The sequence below is a fragment of the Streptococcus sp. F0441 genome, assembly GCF_000314775.2.
In the GTDB taxonomy this organism is placed as follows: Bacteria; Bacillota; Bacilli; order Lactobacillales; family Streptococcaceae; genus Streptococcus.
This window is the reverse complement of record NZ_KB373321.1, coordinates 1,143,921-1,163,657: the sequence shown is the minus strand read 5'-3', so window position 1 is coordinate 1,163,657 and position 19,737 is coordinate 1,143,921. Positions and strand designations below refer to the sequence as shown.

Here is a 19,737-nt window from a genome sequence, read left to right as displayed (position 1 = left end):
ATGGAACATCTTGGAAAGGTATTTCGTGAATTTCGAACTAGTGGAAAATACTCCTTGAAAGAGGCGGCAGGTGAATCATGTTCAACCTCTCAGTTATCTCGCTTCGAGCTTGGGGAGTCTGACTTAGCAGTTTCTCGTTTCTTTGAGATTTTGGATAATATTCATGTGACTATTGAAAACTTCATGGACAAGGCTAGGGAATTTCAAAATCATGAACATGTTGCCTTGATGGCACAGATTATTCCGCTTTACTACTCAAATGATATTGCAGGTTTTCAAAAGCTTCAAAAGGAACAGCTCAAGAAAGCGAAGAGTTCGACCAATCCCCTCTATTTTGAGCTGAATTGGATTCTGCTACAAGGCCTGATTTGCCAAAGAGATACTAGTTACAGTGTGGAACAGAGTGATTTGGATAAGGTGGCGGATTATCTTTTTCAAACAGAAGAGTGGACCATGTATGAGTTGATTCTTTTTGGTAATCTCTATACTTTCTACAATGTGGACTATGTGGCTCGGATTGGCAGAGAAGTCATGGAGCGAGAAGACTACTACAAAGAAATTGGTCGCCATCGAAAACTTGTTTTGATTTTGGCTCTTAACTGTTATCAGCATTGTTTGGAAAACCGTTCCTTTACGGATGCGGACTATTTTGAGGGCTATGTGGAGAAGTTGATTGGAAATGGTATCAAGCTTTATGAGCGTAATATCTTCCATTATCTCAAAGGTTTTGCTCTCTACCAGAGAGACCTGAAAGAAGAGGGTTGTTGTCAGATGCAGGAAGCCATGCATATTTTTGAAGTACTTGGACTTCCAGAGCAAGTGGCTTACTATCAGGAACATTATGAAAGATTTGTAAATGCTTAAATTTCCCAAATAAGGGAAAAATAAAGAGACTCCTTTCAGTTTTGATACAATAGTTTCAAAATTTGAGAGGAGCTTTTTATATGAACCGACATGCAATCCAGTTGATTAGTCGTGGGGCTATTAATAAGATAGGGAATATGCTCTATGACTATGGAAATAGTGTTTGGTTGGCATCAATGGGGACGATAGGACAGACTGCTGTTGGGATTTATCAAATTTCTGAGTTGGTTACATCGATTCTAGTCAATCCCTTTGGCGGAGTGATTTCAGATCGCTTTTCGCGTCGCAAAATTTTGATGACGACAGACTTGATTTGTGGCCTTCTCTGTTTAGCTATTTCTTTCATCAGAAATGATAGCTTGATGATTGCTGCTCTGATCTTCGCAAATATTGTTCAGGCGGTTGCCTTTGCATTTTCTCGTACAGCCAATAAAGCCATTATAACTGAGGTTGTAGAGAAAGGCGAGATTGTGACCTACAATGCTCGCTTAGAGCTCGTTTTGCAGGTTGTAGGCGTTAGCTCCCCTGTACTGTCTTTCATCGTTTTACAATTCGCCAGTCTCCATATGACGCTCGTTTTAGATGCCATTAGTTTTTTCATTGCATTTACCTTAGTAGCTTTACTTCCCAAAAAAGAGACTCAGGAACAAGTGAAAAGGACTTTCTGCTGGAAAAATATTTTTTCTGATATGAAAGAAGGACTTGACTATATCTGGCGCCAGCAAGAGATCTTTTTCCTTTTGTTAGTAGCTTCGAGTGTTAATTTCTTTTTTGCAGCTTTTGAATTTCTCCTCCCTTTTTCAGAACGACTTTACGGGGTAGAAGGAGCTTATGCAACTATTTTGACTATGGGCGCTATTGGTTCGATTATCGGAGCTCTTCTAGCTAGTAAAATAAAGGCAAGTGTTTATAATCTTTTGATTCTATTGGCGTTGACTGGAGTTGGAGTTTTTATGATGGGGTTACCACTGCCAACTTTTCTTACCTTTTCTGGGAATTTAGTTTGTGAACTGTTTATGACGATTTTTAATATTCACTTTTTTACTCAGGTGCAAACCAAGGTTGAGGGGGAATACTTGGGGAGAGTATTAAGTACAATTTTTACTTTAGCCATTCTATTTATGCCGATTGCAAAAGGCTTTATGACGGTGCTGCCAAGCGTACATCTCTCTTCTTTCCTGATAATCGGAAGTGGAGTTGTTATCCTGTCTTGTCTATCCCTTATTTATGTACGAAGTCATTTTGAAAAAGAGTCCTAATTTCTATTTTTTTAGAAAATATTTCACTACGAACCATTTTTCAGCCCTTCTCTATTGTGAGGAGGGCTTCATTTGTGGTAAAATAATATTATGAATGAAAGAATGAATGAGTTAGTTGCCTTACTCAATCGCTATGCAACCGAGTACTATACAAGTGATAACCCCTCGGTTTCAGATAGCGAGTATGATCGCCTCTACCGAGAGTTAGTCGAGTTGGAAGCTGCCTATCCAGATCAAGTTTTAGCGGACAGTCCGACCCATCGTGTTGGTGGTAAGGTTTTAGACGGTTTTGAAAAATACAGTCATCAGTATCCTCTTTATAGTTTGCAGGATGCTTTTTCACGTGAAGAGTTAGAAGCTTTTGATGCGCGTGTTCGAAAGGAATTACCCCAACCGACCTATATCTGTGAATTGAAAATCGATGGTTTGTCTATATCGCTTACGTATGAAAAGGGGATTTTGGTTGTTGGTGCCACACGTGGGGATGGTTCTGTTGGTGAAAATATCACCGAAAATCTCAAGCGCGTCAAGGACATTCCTTTGACCTTGCCAGAAGAACTTGATATCACTGTCCGTGGAGAGTGTTACATGCCACGCACTTCATTTGATCAAGTCAACCAAGCTCGCCAAGAAAATGGAGAGCCTGAATTTGCTAATCCTCGTAACGCAGCTGCAGGAACCCTCCGTCAGTTGGATACCGCAGTAGTGGCCAAGCGTAATCTTGCGACTTTCCTCTATCAAGAAGTAAGCCCTTCTACTCGTGATAGCCAAGAAAAGGTCTTGAAGCATCTTGAACAGCTCGGATTTGTGGTTAATTCTAAGCGAATTCTGGCTGAAAGCATGGATGAGATATGGAATTTCATCCAAGAAGTTGGACAAGAACGGGATAATTTACCTTATGACATTGATGGAGTAGTGATCAAGGTAAATGACTTAGCAGGTCAAGAAGAGCTCGGTTTTACCGTTAAAGCGCCCAAGTGGGCAGTTGCCTATAAATTTCCTGCTGAGGAAAAAGAAGCCCAGCTCCTTTCAGTTGACTGGACAGTAGGCCGTACTGGTGTTGTGACTCCGACTGCAAATCTAACACCTGTTCAGCTTGCTGGGACAACTGTTAGCCGTGCAACACTGCACAATGTAGATTATATTGCTGAAAAGGATATCCGCAAAGATGATACGGTTATCGTTTATAAGGCGGGGGACATCATTCCTGCTGTTTTGCGTGTGGTAGAGTCTAAGCGTGTTTCTGAAGAAAAACTAGATATTCCAACTAATTGTCCAAGTTGTGACAGTCACTTGCTTCATTTTGAAGATGAGGTTGCTCTACGTTGTATCAATCCTCGCTGCCCTGCCCAAATCATGGAAGGTTTGATTCACTTTGCCTCTCGAGATGCCATGAATATTACAGGACTTGGTCCATCTATCGTCGAAAAGCTTTTTGCTGCCAATTTAGTCAAGGATGTGGCGGATATCTACCGTTTGAAAGAAGAAGATTTCCTCCTTTTAGAAGGTGTCAAGGAAAAGTCTGCTTCTAAACTGTATCGGGCCATTCAAGCATCCAAGGAAAACTCTGCTGAAAAGCTCTTGTTTGGTCTGGGAATTCGCCATGTCGGAAGTAAGGCTAGTCAGCTCTTGCTCCAACATTTCCACTCTATTGAAAATCTAGCCCAAGCAGACCCAGAGGAAGTAGCAAGTATCGAGAGCTTGGGTAGTGTGATTGCTCAAAGCCTTCAGACTTATTTTGCTACAGAAGGATCGAAGATTCTCTTAGACGAGTTGAAAGAAGCTGGAGTCAATCTGGACTACAAGGGACAGACAGTAGTAGCAGATGCGGCCTTGTCAGGTTTGACAGTTGTATTAACTGGAAAATTGGAACGTCTCACGCGCTCAGAAGCCAAAAGTAAACTCGAAAGTCTTGGTGCCAAAGTTACAGGCAGTGTATCTAAGAAAACGAATCTTGTCGTAGCAGGAGCAGATGCAGGAAGCAAGCTCCAAAAAGCACAAGAACTTGGTATTGAAGTTCGAGATGAAGCTTGGCTAGAAAGTTTGTAAAGAATAGTTGATAACTAGATCTTAGATAGTCTGAAACTATCTCTCCTGATGTGTTTTTATATCTATTAATGCTATTCTCTATTGTGCTGAAATTCCCGCTAAATTCTTCAGCACCACATAAAAAATTGAAATTAGGAATTAGGAAAAGAAATGTATAGATACCCATTAGTCATCCATTTTCACCGAAAGAATGGGGATTATGCCACTTGTTCATTCAGTAGAAAACAGGCGGATATTAAAGAAAATTTGTATTATGAAAATGACTATTTTGGAGCAAAATTCTCCTTTACAGTTACAAGTGCAGAAAGGCTCGATACTCTGACCTTTTCTGTCGAAATAGATGGAAAGGCAAAAGACTATCTCCTACGGTTTAACCATTATCCACTGTTGACTGAGGTTTGGATTTTGGATGGTGATGAGACAGTCTATTATTCTGAAAATCCAGCCATTGCAAGTCCTTACTATAAAGATCAAAACCCGTTTGCTTTTGATAAAGCCTTTCACAGTGAAAGTTTTGATCATCATTGGGGATACCAAGGAGAGTTGGGTTATAGTATCTCTGACTACCAGACAAGCTTTAAACTCTGGGCTCCTACAGCTACAGCTGTACAGGTGGTTGTCTATGAAAATACAAGTAACGACGCTCCGATTTGGAAAACCTATAATCTAGAGCGTGGGAATAGCTATTCATATAGTCATAAGTACAATACCATTGGTCTTTGGAGTGTAGACTTGGATGAAAATCTTGCAGGTAAAGCTTACCAGTATCAGATTGAGTTTCCACACCACCAGACTTTGACACGAGACCCTTATACAACTGCTACAAGTCCTGACGGGAAACGTTCCGTCATTCTCTCTCAGCAAGATAGACAGGTAGAAGGATTCGAAGTTAAACATGGGACAGACGCTCCTTGGCGTTTGGAAAATCCATGTAAAGCAGTTATCTGTGAAATGCATATTCGTGATTTTACAAAATCACCGACATCTGGAGTTCCAGAAAACCTTCGAGGGACCTTCCTTGGGGCTGCCCAGACTGGAACGGTTAACCAGTATGGTCAAACAACTGCCTTTGACTATATCAAAGCGCTCGGTTGTAATTATGTTCAGCTTCAACCAATCTCTGATCGCCATAAAGAATATGATGAGGATGGAAATGTAACCTATAACTGGGGTTATGACCCTCAAAACTACAATGTACCAGAAACAAGTTTCTCTAGTAATCCAGATGATCCTGGGCAGGTTATTCGAGATCTCAAAGCCATGATTCAGGCTTATCATGATGCAGGAATCGGTGTCATTATGGATGTCGTTTATAACCATACCTTCTCAACAGTTGATGCACCTTTCCAAACAACTGTTCCTGATTATTACTATCGTATGAATCCAGATGGAACCTTCCAAAACGGTACAGGTGTTGGAAATGAAACCGCAAGCGAACACGAAATGTACCGCAAGTATATGATTGACTCACTCCTTTATTGGGTGAAAGAATACAATATTGACGGTTTTCGTTTCGACTTGATGGGAATTCACGATGTTAAAACCATGCAGGCAATTCGTTGGGCACTTGATGAAGTTGATCCACGTATTCTCACCTATGGAGAAGGTTGGGATATGGGGACAGGTCTTGCACCTTATGATAAGGCCAAGAAGGACAACGCCTATCAGATGCCAAATATTGGATTCTTCAATGATGATCAGCGAGATGCGGTTAAAGGAGGAGAAGTTTATGGTGCAGTCAAGGCAGGATTTGTTAGTGGTGCAGCTACAGAATCAATTGTAGCTAAGGCTATTCTTGGTAGTCGGGAATTGGGTTCCTATCTTAGTCCAAACCAAGTCCTTAACTATGTGGAAGCCCATGATAATTACAACTTGCATGATTTGTTGGTGACCCTTCATCCAGATCACAGTTTAGATAAGATTATGCGCCAAGTTGAGACAGCAACAGCGATGAGCATTCTTATGCAAGGGATGTCCTTTATAGAGTTGGGGCAAGAATTTGGCCGCACTAAACTCCTTGCTACTGGAGAAAATGGCGAGCTGACTGCGGCAGATAGAGAACGTGCCATGAATAGTTACAATGCTCCAGATAGTGTCAACCAAGTCAACTGGGATTTAATCAATGAGAGACAAGAGAGCATTGACTTTATCCGTCAGATTATTCGCCTGAAAACACAGACCAGTGCCTTCTCTTATCCTACATACGAAGAAGTCTATCGCCATGTCTTCGTCCATACAGCTGCTGAAAATAGTGGGTGGATTGTTTACGAAATTCACGGTGGACCAGAGCACTTATTGGTAGTCTTTAATGCGAAGGGAACTTCCTTCTACTTTGAGAATGCAGGAAATCTTGAAATGCTTGTATCTAATAGTCGTTCTAAAGAATCAAATGTGATTGATGATACCAGTGTCGTGGTCTTAAAGGTACTCTCGTAAATTAATGTTCTAAAAAGGTTTAGATTAACTAGACCTTTTTTGATTTTTATTGAAAAACCAATATCTAATAGGAATAAAATTCAAATAATTTGAAGAATCAAGTTTGTGAAAAAAATATCAATATTTTCGCAAAAAGGGTTGTAATTTTCTGAAAATTTGATAAAATAAGTTTTAATCATTTTCGGGAGGAAGAGAATTTGACAAATTATCAGAATTTAGTGAATGGAAAATGGAAATTATCAGAGAACGAGATTACGATCTATTCTCCTATCAATCAAGAAAAACTAGGCACGGTACCAGCTATGAGTCAGGCTGAAGTAGATGAGGCTATGAAAGCTGCGCGTGCAGCTCTCCCTGCGTGGCGTGATTTAGCACCCGTTGAGCGTGCAGCCTATTTACATAAGACAGCAGATATTTTAGAACGTGATAAAGAAAAAATTGGTACAATTCTTGCCAAAGAGGTTGCAAAAGGGATTAAAGCAGCCATTGGAGAAGTAGTACGTACAGCAGATTTGATCCGTTTTGCTGCTGAGGAAGGTATCCGTATTACTGGACAAGCGATGGAAGGTGGCGGTTTTGAAGCTGCAAGTAAAAACAAACTAGCCGTTGTCCGTCGTGAGCCAGTTGGAGTTGTCTTAGCTATTGCGCCATTTAACTACCCAGTCAACCTTTCTGGATCCAAGATTGCTCCGGCTTTGATTGCAGGGAATGTTGTTATGTTTAAACCACCAACGCAAGGATCTATTTCTGGTCTCTTGCTAGCTAAAGCATTTGACGAAGCCGGAATTCCAGCAGGTGTCTTTAACACCATCACTGGACGTGGTTCTGAGATCGGAGACTACATCATCGAACACAAGGAAGTGAACTTCATTAACTTTACAGGTTCAACACCGATTGGTGAGCGTATCGGTCGTTTAGCTGGTATTCGCCCAGTTATGCTGGAGCTTGGCGGGAAAGATGCAGCAATCGTTTTAGAAGATGCAGATTTGGAAAATGCAGCTAATCAAATCGTAGGTGGTGCATTTAGCTACTCTGGTCAGCGCTGTACCGCTATCAAACGTGTCTTAGTTGTAGAAAGCGTAGCAGACAAGTTAGCCGAATTGCTCCAGGCTAAAGTCGCTAAGCTAACAGTCGGTGATCCATTTGACAATTCTGATATCACACCTGTTATTGATAACGCTTCAGCTGATTTCATCTGGGGATTGATTCAAGATGCACAAGAAAAAGGTGCTAAGGCTCTTACACCAATCAAGCGTGAAGGCAATCTTCTCTGGCCAGTGCTTTTTGACCAAGTTACAAAAGATATGAAAGTGGCATGGGAAGAACCGTTTGGACCTGTTCTACCAATTATCCGTGTTGCAGATGCGAATGAAGCAGTAGCAATTGCCAATGAATCAGAGTTCGGTCTTCAATCCTCAGTCTTTACAAATGACTTTAAGAAGGCGTTTGAAATTGCTGAAAAACTTGAAGTGGGAACCGTTCATATTAATAATAAAACACAACGTGGACCAGATAATTTCCCATTCCTTGGTGTAAAAGGTTCTGGAGCAGGAGTGCAAGGAATTAAATATAGTATCGAAGCGATGACAAATGTTAAATCCATTGTATTTGATGTGAAATAATATATAAAATCAGGGAATCGATTTCCTGATTTTATTTTTTTCAAAAAAATACAGTTTAAAATTGTTAAAAAACGAATATTCTGGTATTATAATAAAAAAATATATGGAAATTGTTTCGTATTCTATTTTCGGGATATCTTTTTTAAAATGCTCGGTAATTTTTTGAAGACTTTCATAAAAAAATATTATTTTCTTCGTAAATTACTTGAAAGTTATCTTAAAAGAGTGTATAATAGAATTATAGAAAACGCTTACAAAAGAGAGGGGATCGAATGAATAACCAAGAAGCATTAAGAACCTTTACTACAGGTGAAAACTTTCACCTCCAGCATTATTTAGGAGCACATAGAGAGGAGAAAAACGGAGAAATTGGCTATACTTTTAGGGTTTGGGCACCAAATGCACAAGCAGTTCATCTAGTTGGGGATTTTACTAATTGGGTCGAGAATCAAATTCCTATGGTTCGTAATGAAGCAGGTGTTTGGGAAGTCTTTACTAGTCAGGCTCAGGAAGGTCAGATTTATAAATATCATATCACGCGTGCAAATGGTCACCAGATTATGAAGATTGATCCGTTGGCAGTTTATTTTGAAGCTAGACCGGGTACAGGAGCAGTTCTGACCAATATCCGTGAAAAGAAATGGAAAGATGGTCTTTGGCTAGCACGTCGCAAACGTTTGGGATTTTTCGATCGACCAGTTAATATATACGAGGCCCATGCAGGATCTTGGAAGAGAAATCCAGACGGTAGTCCCTATACTTTTTCGCAACTGAAAGACGAGTTGATTCCATACTTAGTTGAGATGAACTATACACATATTGAGTTCATGCCTTTAATGGCTCACCCACTTGGCTTGAGCTGGGGCTATCAGCTTATGGGTTACTTTGCTTTTGAACATTCCTATGGTAGACCTGAGGAATTCCAAGATTTCGTTGAAGAGTGTCATATAAATAATATCGGTGTTATCGTAGACTGGGTTCCAGGTCATTTCACTATTAATGATGATGCATTAGCATATTATGACGGCACACCAACTTTTGAATACCAAGATCACAACAAGGCTCATAACTACGGTTGGGGTGCGCTGAATTTTGACCTCGGGAAAAATGAGGTCCAGTCTTTCTTGATTTCAAGTATTAAATTTTGGATTGATTTTTACCACTTAGATGGTATTCGGGTCGATGCTGTGAGCAATATGCTTTACCTAGATTATGATAATGCTCCTTGGACTCCAAACAAAGACGGTGGAAACCTTAACTATGAAGGTTATTATTTCCTTCAACGTTTAAACACAGTGATTAAGTTAGCTCATCCAGATATCATGATGATTGCAGAAGAAAGTTCATCAGCAACAAAGATTACTGGTATGAAAGAAATGGGCGGCCTTGGATTTGACTATAAATGGAATATGGGCTGGATGAATGATATCCTCCGTTTCTACGAGGAAGATCCGATTTATCGCAAGTATGATTTTAATCTTGTGACCTTCAGCTTTATGTATGTTTTCAATGAAAACTATCTCCTACCTTTCTCACATGATGAAGTGGTTCATGGCAAGAAGAGTATGATGCATAAGATGTGGGGAGATCGCTACAATCAGTTCGCTGGTCTGCGTAATCTCTACACCTATCAAATTTGTCATCCAGGTAAGAAACTCTTGTTCATGGGTAGTGAGTACGGGCAATTCCTAGAATGGAAGTCTGAAGAGCAGTTGGAATGGTCCAATCTAGAAGATCCGATGAATGCCAAGATGAAGCATTTCACTTCTCAACTAAATCAATTCTATAAAGAGCATCGTTGTCTTTGGGAAATTGATACTAGTTATGATGGTATTGAGATTATCGATGCTGATAATAGAGATCAGAGTGTTCTTTCCTTTATTCGTAAGGGCAAGAAGGACGAAATGTTAGTCTGTGTCTTTAATATGGCACCAGTTGAGCGTAAAGACTTTACAATCGGGCTTCCTGTTGCAGGGATCTATGAAGAAATATGGAATACTGAATTAGAGCAATGGGGTGGTGTCTGGGAAGAACATAATCAAACTGTTCAAACTCAAGAAGGGTTATGGAAGGATTACAAACAGACGTTGACTTTCACTTTGCCAGCAATGGGTGCAAGTATCTGGAAGATCAAACGTCGCTTGAAATCTGCTAAAACTGTCACAAATACAACTCAAAAAGGAGTAGAAAATGAAGAATGAAATGCTAGCTTTGATCCTTGCGGGTGGGCAAGGAACTCGTCTCGGAAAACTCACTCAAAGTATTGCTAAGCCGGCTGTGCAATTTGGTGGGCGCTACCGTATCATTGACTTTGCTCTTTCTAACTGTGCCAACTCTGGAATCCACAATGTTGGAGTTATCACACAATATCAACCTCTTGCTCTAAATAGTCATATCGGAAATGGTTCTAGCTGGGGACTAGATGGTATTAACACAGGTGTTTCCATCCTTCAACCCTACTCTGCAAGCGAGGGAAATCGTTGGTTTGAAGGAACTAGCCACGCTATCTACCAAAACATTGACTACATCGACAGTATCAATCCAGAATATGTTTTGATCCTTTCTGGTGACCACATCTACAAGATGGACTATGATGACATGCTCCAATCTCACAAGGATAACAATGCCAGTCTGACTGTAGCTGTTCTAGACGTACCTCTAAAGGAAGCTAGCCGTTTTGGTATCATGAATACTGACGCAAACAATCGTATCGTCGAATTCGAAGAAAAACCAGCAGAACCTAAGTCTACTAAAGCTTCTATGGGAATCTATATTTTTGACTGGAAACGTCTACGCAACATGCTAGTAGCCGCTGAAAAGAACAAGGTAGATATGTCAGACTTTGGTAAAAACGTTATTCCAAATTACCTTGAGTCTGGAGAAAGTGTCTATGCTTATGAATTCAAAGGCTACTGGAAAGACGTTGGTACGATTGAATCTCTATGGGAAGCCAATATGGAATACATTGATCCAAACAACGCTTTGGATAGTCGTGATCGTCAGTGGAAAATCTACTCACGGAACTTGATTTCACCACCAAACTTTATTGGAAAACACGCTCATGTAGAAGATTCTTTAGTTGTGGATGGCTGTCTCGTGGATGGAACTGTTAAGCATTCCATTCTCTCAACAGAAGCGCAAGTACGTGAGGGTGCTGAAGTAGTAGACTCTGTAATCATGAGTGGTGCCATTATCGGAAAAGGTGCAAAAATTAAACGTGCCATTATTGGTGAGGGTGCTGTTATTTCTGAAGGTGTCGAAATTGATGGAACAGACGAAGTACAAGTAGTAGGATACAATGAAGTAGTGGGGGTAGCATCAGATGAAGATTGATAAATATTCAGCCATTTTAGGAAACACAGTTGGTTTTCATGATATGTCAACGTTAACAGAACACCGTCCGGTGGCTAGCTTGCCATTTGGAGCAAAATATCGTTTAATTGATTTCCCTCTTTCTAGCCTTGCAAATGCTGGTGTTCGTAGTGTCTTTGGAATTTTCCAACAAGACAATATCAGTTCAGTCTTTGACCACATTCGTTCAGGACGTGAGTGGGGCTTATCTACCCTTCTCAGCCACTACTATCTAGGTATTTATAATACGAGTGTTGAAAGTAGCACAGTTGGGAAAGAATATTACCAACAGCTTCTCACTTATTTGAAACGTTCAGGATCAAATCAGACGGTTGCACTTAACTGTGATATCGTGGTGAATATTGACCTCAATCAAGTATTCCATTTACATACTACTGCCGGTCGTCCGATTACAGTTGTTTATAAGAAATTACCTAAAAAGGATATTTCAGATGTTAATGCCATCTTGGAAGTGGATGAAACAGACCATGTTCTTTCTCATAAACTTTTTGATGCCAAATCAACAGATGAACTTTTCAACATGTCTACAGATATATTCGTCGTTGATACTCCGTGGTTGATTGAACGACTTGAAGAAGAAGTTCAAAAAGAATATCCAGAAAAATTACGCTATGTACTCCGCGATTTAGCTGTAAAAGAAGGTGCTTTTGCTTACGAATACACGGGCTATCTAGCCAATATTCACTCCGTTCAATCCTATTATCAAGCCAATATTGATATGTTGGAGTCTCAAAAATTCTACTCTCTCTTCTCACCTAACCAAAAGATTTATACCAAGGTTAAGAATGAAGAACCAACCTACTATGCGAATACTTCAAAAGTAAGTACTTCTCAGTTTGCTTCTGGTAGTATCATTGAGGGTGAAGTAGTTCAGTCAGTCCTATCTCGTAACATTTATGTTCACAAAGATAGTGTGGTGAAAGACAGCATTTTATTCCCTCGTGTTGTGATTGGTCAGGGTGCCCAAGTTGAATATGCCATCCTAGACAAAGGAGTTGAAGTTGCGGACGGTGTTGTCATTCGAGGAACAGCAGAACATCCAGTTGTAGTTAAGAAGGGTGAAACAGTAACAGAGGACATTTATTCATGAAAATTTTATTTGTAGCGGCAGAAGGAGCACCCTTTTCAAAAACAGGTGGTTTGGGCGATGTCATTGGCGCCCTTCCCAAATCACTTGTAAAAGCAGGGCACGAAGTTGCAGTTTTCTTGCCTTACTATGATATGGTAGAAGCTAAGTTTGGTGACCAGATAGAGGATGTTCTCCACTTTGAAGTTAGTGTAGGATGGCGTAGACAGTACTGTGGTATTAAGAAAACGGTCTTGAATGGGGTTACCTTCTACTTCATTGATAATCAATATTATTTCTTCCGTGGCCATGTGTACGGTGATTTTGACGATGGTGAACGCTTTGCCTTTTTCCAACTGGCTGCTCTTGAAGCCATGGAACGCATCGGCTTTATTCCTGATCTTCTCCATGTTCATGATTACCACACAGCCATGATTCCCTTCTTGTTGAAAGAAAAGTATCATTGGATTCAAGCATATCAAGGAATCAGAACAGTTTTAACTATTCATAATTTGGAATTTCAAGGTCAATTTTCTGAAGGAATGTTGTGGGATTTGTTCGGTGTTGGGTTTGAACGCTATGCTGATGGCACCCTTCGCTGGAATGATTGCCTCAACTGGATGAAAGCAGGTATTCTCTACGCGGATCGTGTCTCAACCGTTTCCCCTAGCTATGCGCACGAGATTATGACCAGTCAGTTCGGCTGCGGTTTGGACCAGATTCTTCGGATGGAGTCAGGTAAGGTTTCAGGTATTGTCAATGGTATTGACGCAGATCTTTATAATCCTCAAACAGACCCACTTTTAGATTATCATTTTAATAAGGAAGATTTGTCTGGAAAAGCACAAAATAAAGCAAAATTGCAAGAGAGAGTTGGGTTACCTGTCCGAGCAGATGTTCCTCTAGTTGGGATTGTCTCTCGTTTGACCCGTCAAAAAGGCTTTGATGTTGTTGTAGAGAGCTTGCATCGTTTCTTACAAGAGGACGTTCAAATAGTCCTTTTAGGAACAGGTGACCCGGCTTTTGAACATTCCTTCTCCTGGTTTGCGCAAGTCTATCCTGACAAACTATCAGCAAATATCACTTTTGACGTCAAGCTCGCTCAAGAAATTTATGCAGCTTGTGACCTCTTCCTCATGCCAAGTCGTTTTGAACCATGTGGCTTGTCACAAATGATGGCTATGCGCTATGGAACTCTACCATTGGTTCATGAAGTGGGTGGCTTGCGTGATACGGTTCAATCCTTCAATCCTATCGAAGGAACTGGTACTGGATTTAGCTTTGACAATTTAACACCTTACTGGCTTAACTGGAGTTTCCAAACAGCCTTGGATGTTTATAAGTACCAGCCGGACGTTTGGAAAAATCTACAAAAACAAGCTATGGAATGCGATTTCTCATGGGATACAGCCTGCAAATCTTACCTGGACTTGTACCATAGTTTAGTCAACTAATAGATAAAATCGTATGATTCTTTCATACGATTTTTGGGCTGTTTAGAAAAGAGGAGAAGTGATGACTCAAGTAATGGGGCTCTGTGTCATGGATGTTGATGGCACCCTGATAGCAGAGGAAGTGATTGATTTTTTAGGAAGAGAAGCAGGTTGCGAAGCCGAAATTTCGCAAATTACAAGCCAGGCAATGCGAGGTGAACTGGATTTTAAAACAAGTTTAAGAGCAAGAGTGGCTTTGTTAAAAGGGCTTCCGATTTCGGTCTTTGATACAGTTTTCAAATCCATTCATCTTTCCAAGAATGCTCGGGAATTTATCTCCATTCTCCAAAAGAATGGCATCCTCGTCGGTTTAGTGTCTGGTGGCTTTACACCAATCGTTGAGAGATTAGCAAAATCCCTTGGTATCTCCTATTTCTCTGCTAACCAGTTGGAAGTCAAAGACGGTTTTTTAACAGGAAAATTAGTTGGTGAAATTGTGACAGGTCAAGTAAAAAATGCTACTCTTGAGAAATGGAGAAAGGAATTAGAACTACCCAAAGAAAGAACGATTGCTATCGGTGATGGTGCCAATGACCTCTTGATGTTAAAGACAGCAGGCCACGGTATAGCCTTTTGTGCCAAAGAGGTCGTAAAAGCAGAGATAGCTTGTCATGTAGATACGAGGGATTTTTTGGAAGTTCTTCCTTTGATTGATTTCTTAGAATGAGAGGGAACTATGAAAATTGTAATCGCACCTGATTCTTTTAAAGAAAGTTTGACAGCAGAAGAGGTCGCTCAAGCTATAAAAAAAGGCTTTGAACAGTCAATATCGGATGTAGAATGTCTGCTCTGTCCTGTTGGTGATGGTGGGGAAGGAACTGTAGATGCTATTCGCCATTCTCTTGAACTCGAAGAAAAATGGCAAGAGGTGACGGGGCCTTTTGGGCTAAAAGAATCAATGCGCTACTTTCAAAAAGATCAAATAGCGCTCTTCGAAGTTGCTGACTTGGTTGGTCTTGGAAAGATTCCGCAGGAGAAACGAAACCCTCTCCACATCCAAACTCGCGGTATCGGAGAATTGATTCGCCATCTCATTGATCAAGGAATGAAAGATATCTATGTCGGCGTTGGCGGTACGGCTAGTAATGACGGTGGGATAGGCATTGCTGCTGGTCTGGGTTATTGTTTTTATGATAAGAAGGGAAAGGAATTACCAGCTTGCGGTCAGACTTTGCTTGAGTTCGAGTCAGTTTCAGACAGCGAGTTATATAGAATTCCTGAAGATGTGAAAATCCGCATTTTAGCGGATGTCGTGAGCCCTCTATGTGGTCATCAAGGGGCAACCTATACATTTGGAAAACAAAAGGGCTTGGATCCTGCTTTATTTGAGACGGTAGATCTGGCTATACAGGAGTTCTATGAAAAATTCTCACCTTCAACCCTGTCTCTTAAAGGAGCAGGAGCTGGTGGGGGTATTGCTGCTGGTCTCTGCGCCTTTGCTGAGGCTAGTATCGTATCTGGGATTGACACTTGTTTGGACTTGATTGACTTTGACAAGAAAGTTGAAGATGCTGATTTAGTTATCGTTGGAGAAGGTAGGCTAGACAGTCAAAGCTTTGCTGGGAAAGCTCCTATCGGTGTAGCAAAAAGAACCCCTAACGGAGTTCCTGTTATCGCTATTTGCGGAAGTCTTGCTGAGGATTTGCCTCCTCTACCATTCGAAAATATACAAGCAGCCTTTTCAATTTTAGAGAAAAGTGAACTTTTGAAAGATAGTTTGAAAAATGCAAGTCTCTATTTGGAGCATACAGCTACTAATATCGGTCATTTATTAAATATGAGGAGGGATTAGCCTAACCATTTTTTCCAGATTGATTTTTTAGGAGTTTCTGTCTTTTTCTCTTCCCAGAGGCTTGAAAAAGCAAGTCTAAGGTCTTTTTCTTCTACTTGAACAGGTTCGTTCGTGTGAAGGACAAGTCCAAAAGGAGAGGTGATATGATCGTCTGAAACAATAGTCGCCTGGCAATTACTTTCCTTTGCTTGTCTTAAGTAAAAGACCTGTTTGTCAAACTCAATATTTGGTGAGATTTTCACAAAAAGTATCTCTACCTTTTCTTGAAAACTTTCTAAAATAGAGAAAAATCCATGTTCTAATTCAGGACTATTGGCAGTATTGATATCCGCGTAGCCAAGAACTCTTTCCTCGAAAGTGCCGAGAAAACGACGTTGCTCATCCGGGTTTAATTTTGGCCCACCATGAGCCTTTTCAAGTAGTTGTTTTGATAAATCTGTCATAAAAACAGTATATCACAAAAATCGCATGAAAACAGACAAAAGAAAGCGATTACTTTATAAAGTTAAGGAAAATTTGCACAAAGATAACGTTTTTTCTTGAAAAACGCTTATTTTTAAGGTATCATAGAGGTGTAAAAAATTTAACTCAAAGGAGAGTAAAAAATGTCAATTATTACTGATGTTTACGCTCGCGAAGTCCTAGACTCACGCGGTAACCCAACACTTGAAGTAGAAGTTTATACTGAATCAGGTGCTTTCGGACGTGGTATGGTTCCATCAGGAGCTTCTACTGGTGAACACGAAGCAGTTGAACTTCGCGACGGTGACAAATCTCGTTACGGTGGTCTTGGTACACAAAAAGCTGTTGACAACGTAAACAACATCATCGCTGAAGCTATCATCGGCTACGATGTACGTGATCAACAAGCTATCGACCGTGCTATGATCGCTCTTGACGGTACTCCTAACAAAGGTAAATTGGGTGCGAACGCAATCCTTGGTGTGTCTATCGCTGTAGCTCGTGCTGCTGCTGACTACCTTGAAATCCCACTTTACAGCTACCTTGGTGGATTCAACACTAAAGTTCTTCCAACTCCAATGATGAACATCATCAACGGTGGTTCTCACTCAGACGCTCCAATTGCTTTCCAAGAATTCATGATTGTACCTGCTGGTGCGCCAACATTCAAAGAAGCTCTTCGTTGGGGTGCTGAAATCTTCCACGCTCTTAAGAAAATCCTTAAATCACGTGGTTTGGAAACTGCCGTAGGTGACGAAGGTGGATTCGCTCCTCGTTTCGAAGGAACTGAAGACGGTGTTGAAACTATCCTTGCTGCTATCGAAGCTGCTGGTTATGTTCCAGGTAAAGATGTCTTTATCGGATTTGACTGTGCATCATCAGAATTCTATGATGAAGAACGTAAAGTTTACGACTACACTAAATTTGAAGGTGAAGGCGCTGCTGTACGTACTGCTGCAGAACAAATCGACTACCTTGAAGAATTGGTAAACAAATACCCAATCATCACTATCGAAGATGGTATGGATGAAAACGACTGGGACGGTTGGAAAGCTCTTACTGAACGTCTTGGTGGTAAAGTTCAATTGGTTGGTGACGACTTCTTCGTAACAAACACTTCTTACCTTGAAAAAGGTATTGCAGAAGGCGCTGCTAACTCAATCCTTATCAAAGTTAACCAAATCGGTACTCTTACAGAGACATTCGACGCTATCGAAATGGCGAAAGAAGCTGGTTACACTGCAGTTGTATCACACCGTTCAGGTGAAACTGAAGATTCAACAATCGCTGACATCGCAGTTGCAACTAACGCAGGACAAATCAAGACTGGTTCACTTTCACGTACAGACCGTATCGCTAAGTACAACCAATTGCTTCGTATCGAAGACCAACTTGGTGAAGTAGCTGAATACCGTGGATTGAAATCATTCTACAACTTGAAAAAATAATCGTTGATCTAACAACGTTTGAAGCCCCTCGGATTTTATCCGAAGGGCTTTTTGTGTGCAATACTCAAAAATGAAAAATAACTTATGGTATAATAGACAAAAACACTTGTATTAGAAAGAAACTATGTCTAAAGAAATTGATATCGAGTATTACCACCAGTTAGCCTTGCAAAAGCAGAAGGAACATCGTAAAGTGTTAGCCAATCTCAAGAAAAAACCTCCTAAAAATTTAGATAAGATAGCCCAACAGATTCACGAAGAAGTTTTTGCGGAGATTGATTGTACTGCCTGCGCTAACTGTTGCAAAACATTGGGGCCTGACTTTAAAGAAGCGGATATTACACGAATCGCCAAGTATTTTAAGATGAAATTACCAGCTTTTGAAGCTGAATTCCTTGAGGTAGATGAAGATGGGGATAAGGTTTTTAAATCTATGCCTTGCCCCTTTCTAGGAGGAGACAATCTCTGCTCAGTCTACGATGTTCGTCCAAAGGCCTGCCGAGAATTTCCCCATACAGATCGTAAGAAGATTCATCAAATCAACCATCTGACGATTAAGAACACCTTGACCTGCCCAGCAGCTTATCTCTTTGTTGAGAAATTAAAGGATAAGTTGTAGAAATTTACACCTTTAACTCTTGTACAAAGATTACACGATAAACTATGCCTAGACCAAAAGAAAAAAGAAGCTCATTGGAAAAGAGATAAAAATCTAAGAGATATTCTAATCCATCTCTATGAATGGCATCAGTTACTTTTGACCTGGGTACATTCCAATTAAAAGGGTCATGAAAGACCTTTTCTCCCTGAACCTTATAATTGGAAAACTTATGGGGAAATGAATGTCGCTTTTTGGAAGAAGCGCCAGAGAACGTCCTTAGAAAAAGCGACCAAACTCCTCAATCAATCGCATAAAGAGGTGTTAAAGTTGATGGAAGGCTTCAGCAATGACGAATTGTTTACAAAAGGTGTCTATAAGTGGACGGGAGGGACAAGTTTAGGTTCCTACTTTATCAGTAGCACCTCAAGTCACTATGACTGGGCTATGAAAAAACTCAAAGCTCATCAAAAAAATTGCAAGAGCAACTAGTTGAAGTGCTAATGAGATTTAGAAAAGGTTCTTCTAAGCTTCGAATAGCTTCATTCTCGTGATTTTTGAACAATTCTAGCTTTAGAATCCTTCAAAAATTAAAATTTAAGGCCGTCATAGACTTAGAATAGCCCTAAAACATTTATTTTAATGTAATTCTAAACTTAGAATTGCTTTGATATTAAAGGAATTGAACTGTTCGATGCTTAGAATGCCTTGATTCTGAGAAATGTTGACTAGAAAATGCTTCGAATGGTTTTTTTCTGATATAGGATGATAGATGGAGGAGATGATGAACATACAAAAAGAGAAAGTTAGAAAAGAGTTGGTGTCCCTTTGTTTGGGAGAGATCACAGCCGTCCTAACCTTTTGGTTTTGTTTTTTCCTTTTGAAAAATCGGCTTGCTGATTGGAATAGTCTAGTAACCATTCTCTATCCTTTGTCTTTACTAACATTTATTTTGCTTCAAGGGTCAATCTATTGGGCGATTTTGATTAGAAGACTCTCGAAACCCCAGTTCGGAAGTAGAAGTGTTCCCAAACTATATGTTGGTTTCAGAATACTAGACCTTGTTTTACTTATTTCAGGCTTTCCTTTTATAGTCTGGAATATGCAGAGTGTCCACGTGGGCATCTTAGCCACACTAATACAGCTTTTTGCCCTAATCGAATGGATCAATTATTACCTCCTACGATTATCCTATAGTCTGAATCCACTTGTTTTATGGAAACGAATTACCAAGAGAAAACTCGAAAAGAGCAGAATAGCCAAGGAATTGAGGTAG

The 19,737-nt window shown here is 40.3% G+C and carries 15 protein-coding genes and 1 pseudogene; 15 read left to right on the top strand and 1 reads right to left on the bottom strand.

What is annotated here, in order from left to right; translation table 11 throughout:
* The 11 genes from HMPREF9188_RS05595 to HMPREF9188_RS05545 all read left to right on the top strand — a co-directional run bounded on the left by HMPREF9188_RS05595 (position 1) and on the right by HMPREF9188_RS05545 (position 15,953).
* Positions 1 to 864, top strand: coding sequence for an Rgg family transcriptional regulator (locus HMPREF9188_RS05595; protein ID WP_009730188.1), 864 nt, complete (start codon positions 1 to 3; stop codon positions 862 to 864).
* An 80-nt stretch (positions 865 to 944) separates the two neighbouring features.
* Positions 945 to 2,123: an MFS transporter gene (locus HMPREF9188_RS05590; RefSeq protein ID WP_009730187.1), complete on the top strand. Its 1,179-nt coding sequence runs from the start codon at positions 945 to 947 to the stop codon at positions 2,121 to 2,123.
* A 90-nt stretch (positions 2,124 to 2,213) separates the two neighbouring features.
* Positions 2,214 to 4,172, top strand: a complete 1,959-nt coding sequence (ligA, locus tag HMPREF9188_RS05585; RefSeq protein WP_033588914.1) for an NAD-dependent DNA ligase LigA — start codon at positions 2,214 to 2,216, stop codon at positions 4,170 to 4,172.
* Between the two features lie 150 nt (positions 4,173 to 4,322).
* Entirely contained in the window at positions 4,323 to 6,608 is a 2,286-nt protein-coding gene (pulA, locus tag HMPREF9188_RS05580) for a type I pullulanase (protein WP_009730185.1), read from the top strand.
* Between the two features lie 197 nt (positions 6,609 to 6,805).
* Positions 6,806 to 8,230, top strand: a complete 1,425-nt coding sequence (locus tag HMPREF9188_RS05575) for an NADP-dependent glyceraldehyde-3-phosphate dehydrogenase (protein WP_009730184.1) — start codon at positions 6,806 to 6,808, stop codon at positions 8,228 to 8,230.
* Positions 8,231 to 8,502: 272 nt separating this feature from the next.
* A complete protein-coding gene (gene glgB / locus HMPREF9188_RS05570; RefSeq protein WP_009730183.1) occupies positions 8,503 to 10,431 on the top strand; it encodes a 1,4-alpha-glucan branching protein GlgB in 1,929 nt (642 codons plus the stop codon).
* On the top strand, positions 10,421 to 11,563 hold the full coding sequence (locus HMPREF9188_RS05565) for a glucose-1-phosphate adenylyltransferase (protein ID WP_009730182.1): 1,143 nt from the start codon (positions 10,421 to 10,423) through the stop codon (positions 11,561 to 11,563). The genes glgB and HMPREF9188_RS05565 overlap by 11 nt, the downstream gene beginning before the upstream one ends.
* A complete protein-coding gene (gene glgD, locus HMPREF9188_RS05560; RefSeq protein WP_000687044.1) occupies positions 11,553 to 12,692 on the top strand; it encodes a glucose-1-phosphate adenylyltransferase subunit GlgD in 1,140 nt (379 codons plus the stop codon). Before HMPREF9188_RS05565 ends, glgD begins: the two co-directional genes overlap by 11 nt.
* Positions 12,689 to 14,122, top strand: coding sequence for a glycogen synthase GlgA (gene glgA / locus HMPREF9188_RS05555; RefSeq protein ID WP_009730181.1), 1,434 nt, complete (start codon positions 12,689 to 12,691; stop codon positions 14,120 to 14,122). The genes glgD and glgA overlap by 4 nt, the downstream gene beginning before the upstream one ends.
* Positions 14,123 to 14,183: 61 nt before the next feature.
* Positions 14,184 to 14,828: a phosphoserine phosphatase SerB gene (gene serB / locus HMPREF9188_RS05550; protein ID WP_009730180.1), complete on the top strand. Its 645-nt coding sequence runs from the start codon at positions 14,184 to 14,186 to the stop codon at positions 14,826 to 14,828.
* A gap of 9 nt (positions 14,829 to 14,837) precedes the next feature.
* Positions 14,838 to 15,953 (top strand): glycerate kinase, encoded by a 1,116-nt coding sequence (locus HMPREF9188_RS05545; protein WP_009730179.1) that lies wholly within the window; start codon positions 14,838 to 14,840, stop codon positions 15,951 to 15,953.
* On the opposite strand, the gene HMPREF9188_RS05540 is transcribed toward HMPREF9188_RS05545, so the two are convergent.
* A complete protein-coding gene (locus tag HMPREF9188_RS05540) occupies positions 15,950 to 16,396 on the bottom strand; it encodes a DUF1694 domain-containing protein (RefSeq protein ID WP_009730178.1) in 447 nt (148 codons plus the stop codon). The genes HMPREF9188_RS05545 and HMPREF9188_RS05540 overlap by 4 nt on opposite strands.
* 162 nt (positions 16,397 to 16,558) lie before the next feature.
* Here HMPREF9188_RS05540 and eno point away from each other — a divergent pair, with 162 nt between their 5' ends.
* The 4 genes and pseudogenes from eno to HMPREF9188_RS10615 all read left to right on the top strand — a co-directional run bounded on the left by eno (position 16,559) and on the right by HMPREF9188_RS10615 (position 19,737).
* Positions 16,559 to 17,863: a surface-displayed alpha-enolase gene (gene eno / locus HMPREF9188_RS05535; RefSeq protein WP_000022823.1), complete on the top strand. Its 1,305-nt coding sequence runs from the start codon at positions 16,559 to 16,561 to the stop codon at positions 17,861 to 17,863.
* Positions 17,864 to 17,987: 124 nt separating this feature from the next.
* Complete coding sequence (locus HMPREF9188_RS05530) at positions 17,988 to 18,482, top strand: YkgJ family cysteine cluster protein (RefSeq protein ID WP_009730177.1); 495 nt, start codon at positions 17,988 to 17,990, stop codon at positions 18,480 to 18,482.
* Between the two features lie 51 nt (positions 18,483 to 18,533).
* A pseudogene (locus HMPREF9188_RS05525) lies at positions 18,534 to 18,953 on the top strand (ClbS/DfsB family four-helix bundle protein); the annotation flags it as partial.
* A gap of 280 nt (positions 18,954 to 19,233) precedes the next feature.
* Positions 19,234 to 19,737 (top strand): hypothetical protein, encoded by a 504-nt coding sequence (locus HMPREF9188_RS10615; protein WP_033588912.1) that lies wholly within the window; start codon positions 19,234 to 19,236, stop codon positions 19,735 to 19,737.

What these genes read in the sequence shown, in the direction of transcription:
- HMPREF9188_RS05565 (WP_009730182.1), top strand. Translation starts at nt 10,421, where the DNA reads ATGAAGAATGAAATGCTAGCTTTGATCCTTGCGGGTGGGCAAGGAACT.
- HMPREF9188_RS10615 (WP_033588912.1), top strand. Translation starts at nt 19,234, where the DNA reads ATGGAGGAGATGATGAACATACAAAAAGAGAAAGTTAGAAAAGAGTTG.
- HMPREF9188_RS05530 (WP_009730177.1), top strand. Translation starts at nt 17,988, where the DNA reads ATGTCTAAAGAAATTGATATCGAGTATTACCACCAGTTAGCCTTGCAA.
- HMPREF9188_RS05540 (WP_009730178.1), bottom strand. Translation starts at nt 16,396, where the DNA reads ATGACAGATTTATCAAAACAACTACTTGAAAAGGCTCATGGTGGGCCA.
- glgB (WP_009730183.1), top strand. Translation starts at nt 8,503, where the DNA reads ATGAATAACCAAGAAGCATTAAGAACCTTTACTACAGGTGAAAACTTT.
- glgA (WP_009730181.1), top strand. Translation starts at nt 12,689, where the DNA reads ATGAAAATTTTATTTGTAGCGGCAGAAGGAGCACCCTTTTCAAAAACA.
- pulA (WP_009730185.1), top strand. Translation starts at nt 4,323, where the DNA reads ATGTATAGATACCCATTAGTCATCCATTTTCACCGAAAGAATGGGGAT.
- HMPREF9188_RS05590 (WP_009730187.1), top strand. Translation starts at nt 945, where the DNA reads ATGAACCGACATGCAATCCAGTTGATTAGTCGTGGGGCTATTAATAAG.
- HMPREF9188_RS05595 (WP_009730188.1), top strand. Translation starts at nt 1, where the DNA reads ATGGAACATCTTGGAAAGGTATTTCGTGAATTTCGAACTAGTGGAAAA.
- glgD (WP_000687044.1), top strand. Translation starts at nt 11,553, where the DNA reads ATGAAGATTGATAAATATTCAGCCATTTTAGGAAACACAGTTGGTTTT.
- eno (WP_000022823.1), top strand. Translation starts at nt 16,559, where the DNA reads ATGTCAATTATTACTGATGTTTACGCTCGCGAAGTCCTAGACTCACGC.
- ligA (WP_033588914.1), top strand. Translation starts at nt 2,214, where the DNA reads ATGAATGAAAGAATGAATGAGTTAGTTGCCTTACTCAATCGCTATGCA.
- serB (WP_009730180.1), top strand. Translation starts at nt 14,184, where the DNA reads ATGACTCAAGTAATGGGGCTCTGTGTCATGGATGTTGATGGCACCCTG.
- HMPREF9188_RS05545 (WP_009730179.1), top strand. Translation starts at nt 14,838, where the DNA reads ATGAAAATTGTAATCGCACCTGATTCTTTTAAAGAAAGTTTGACAGCA.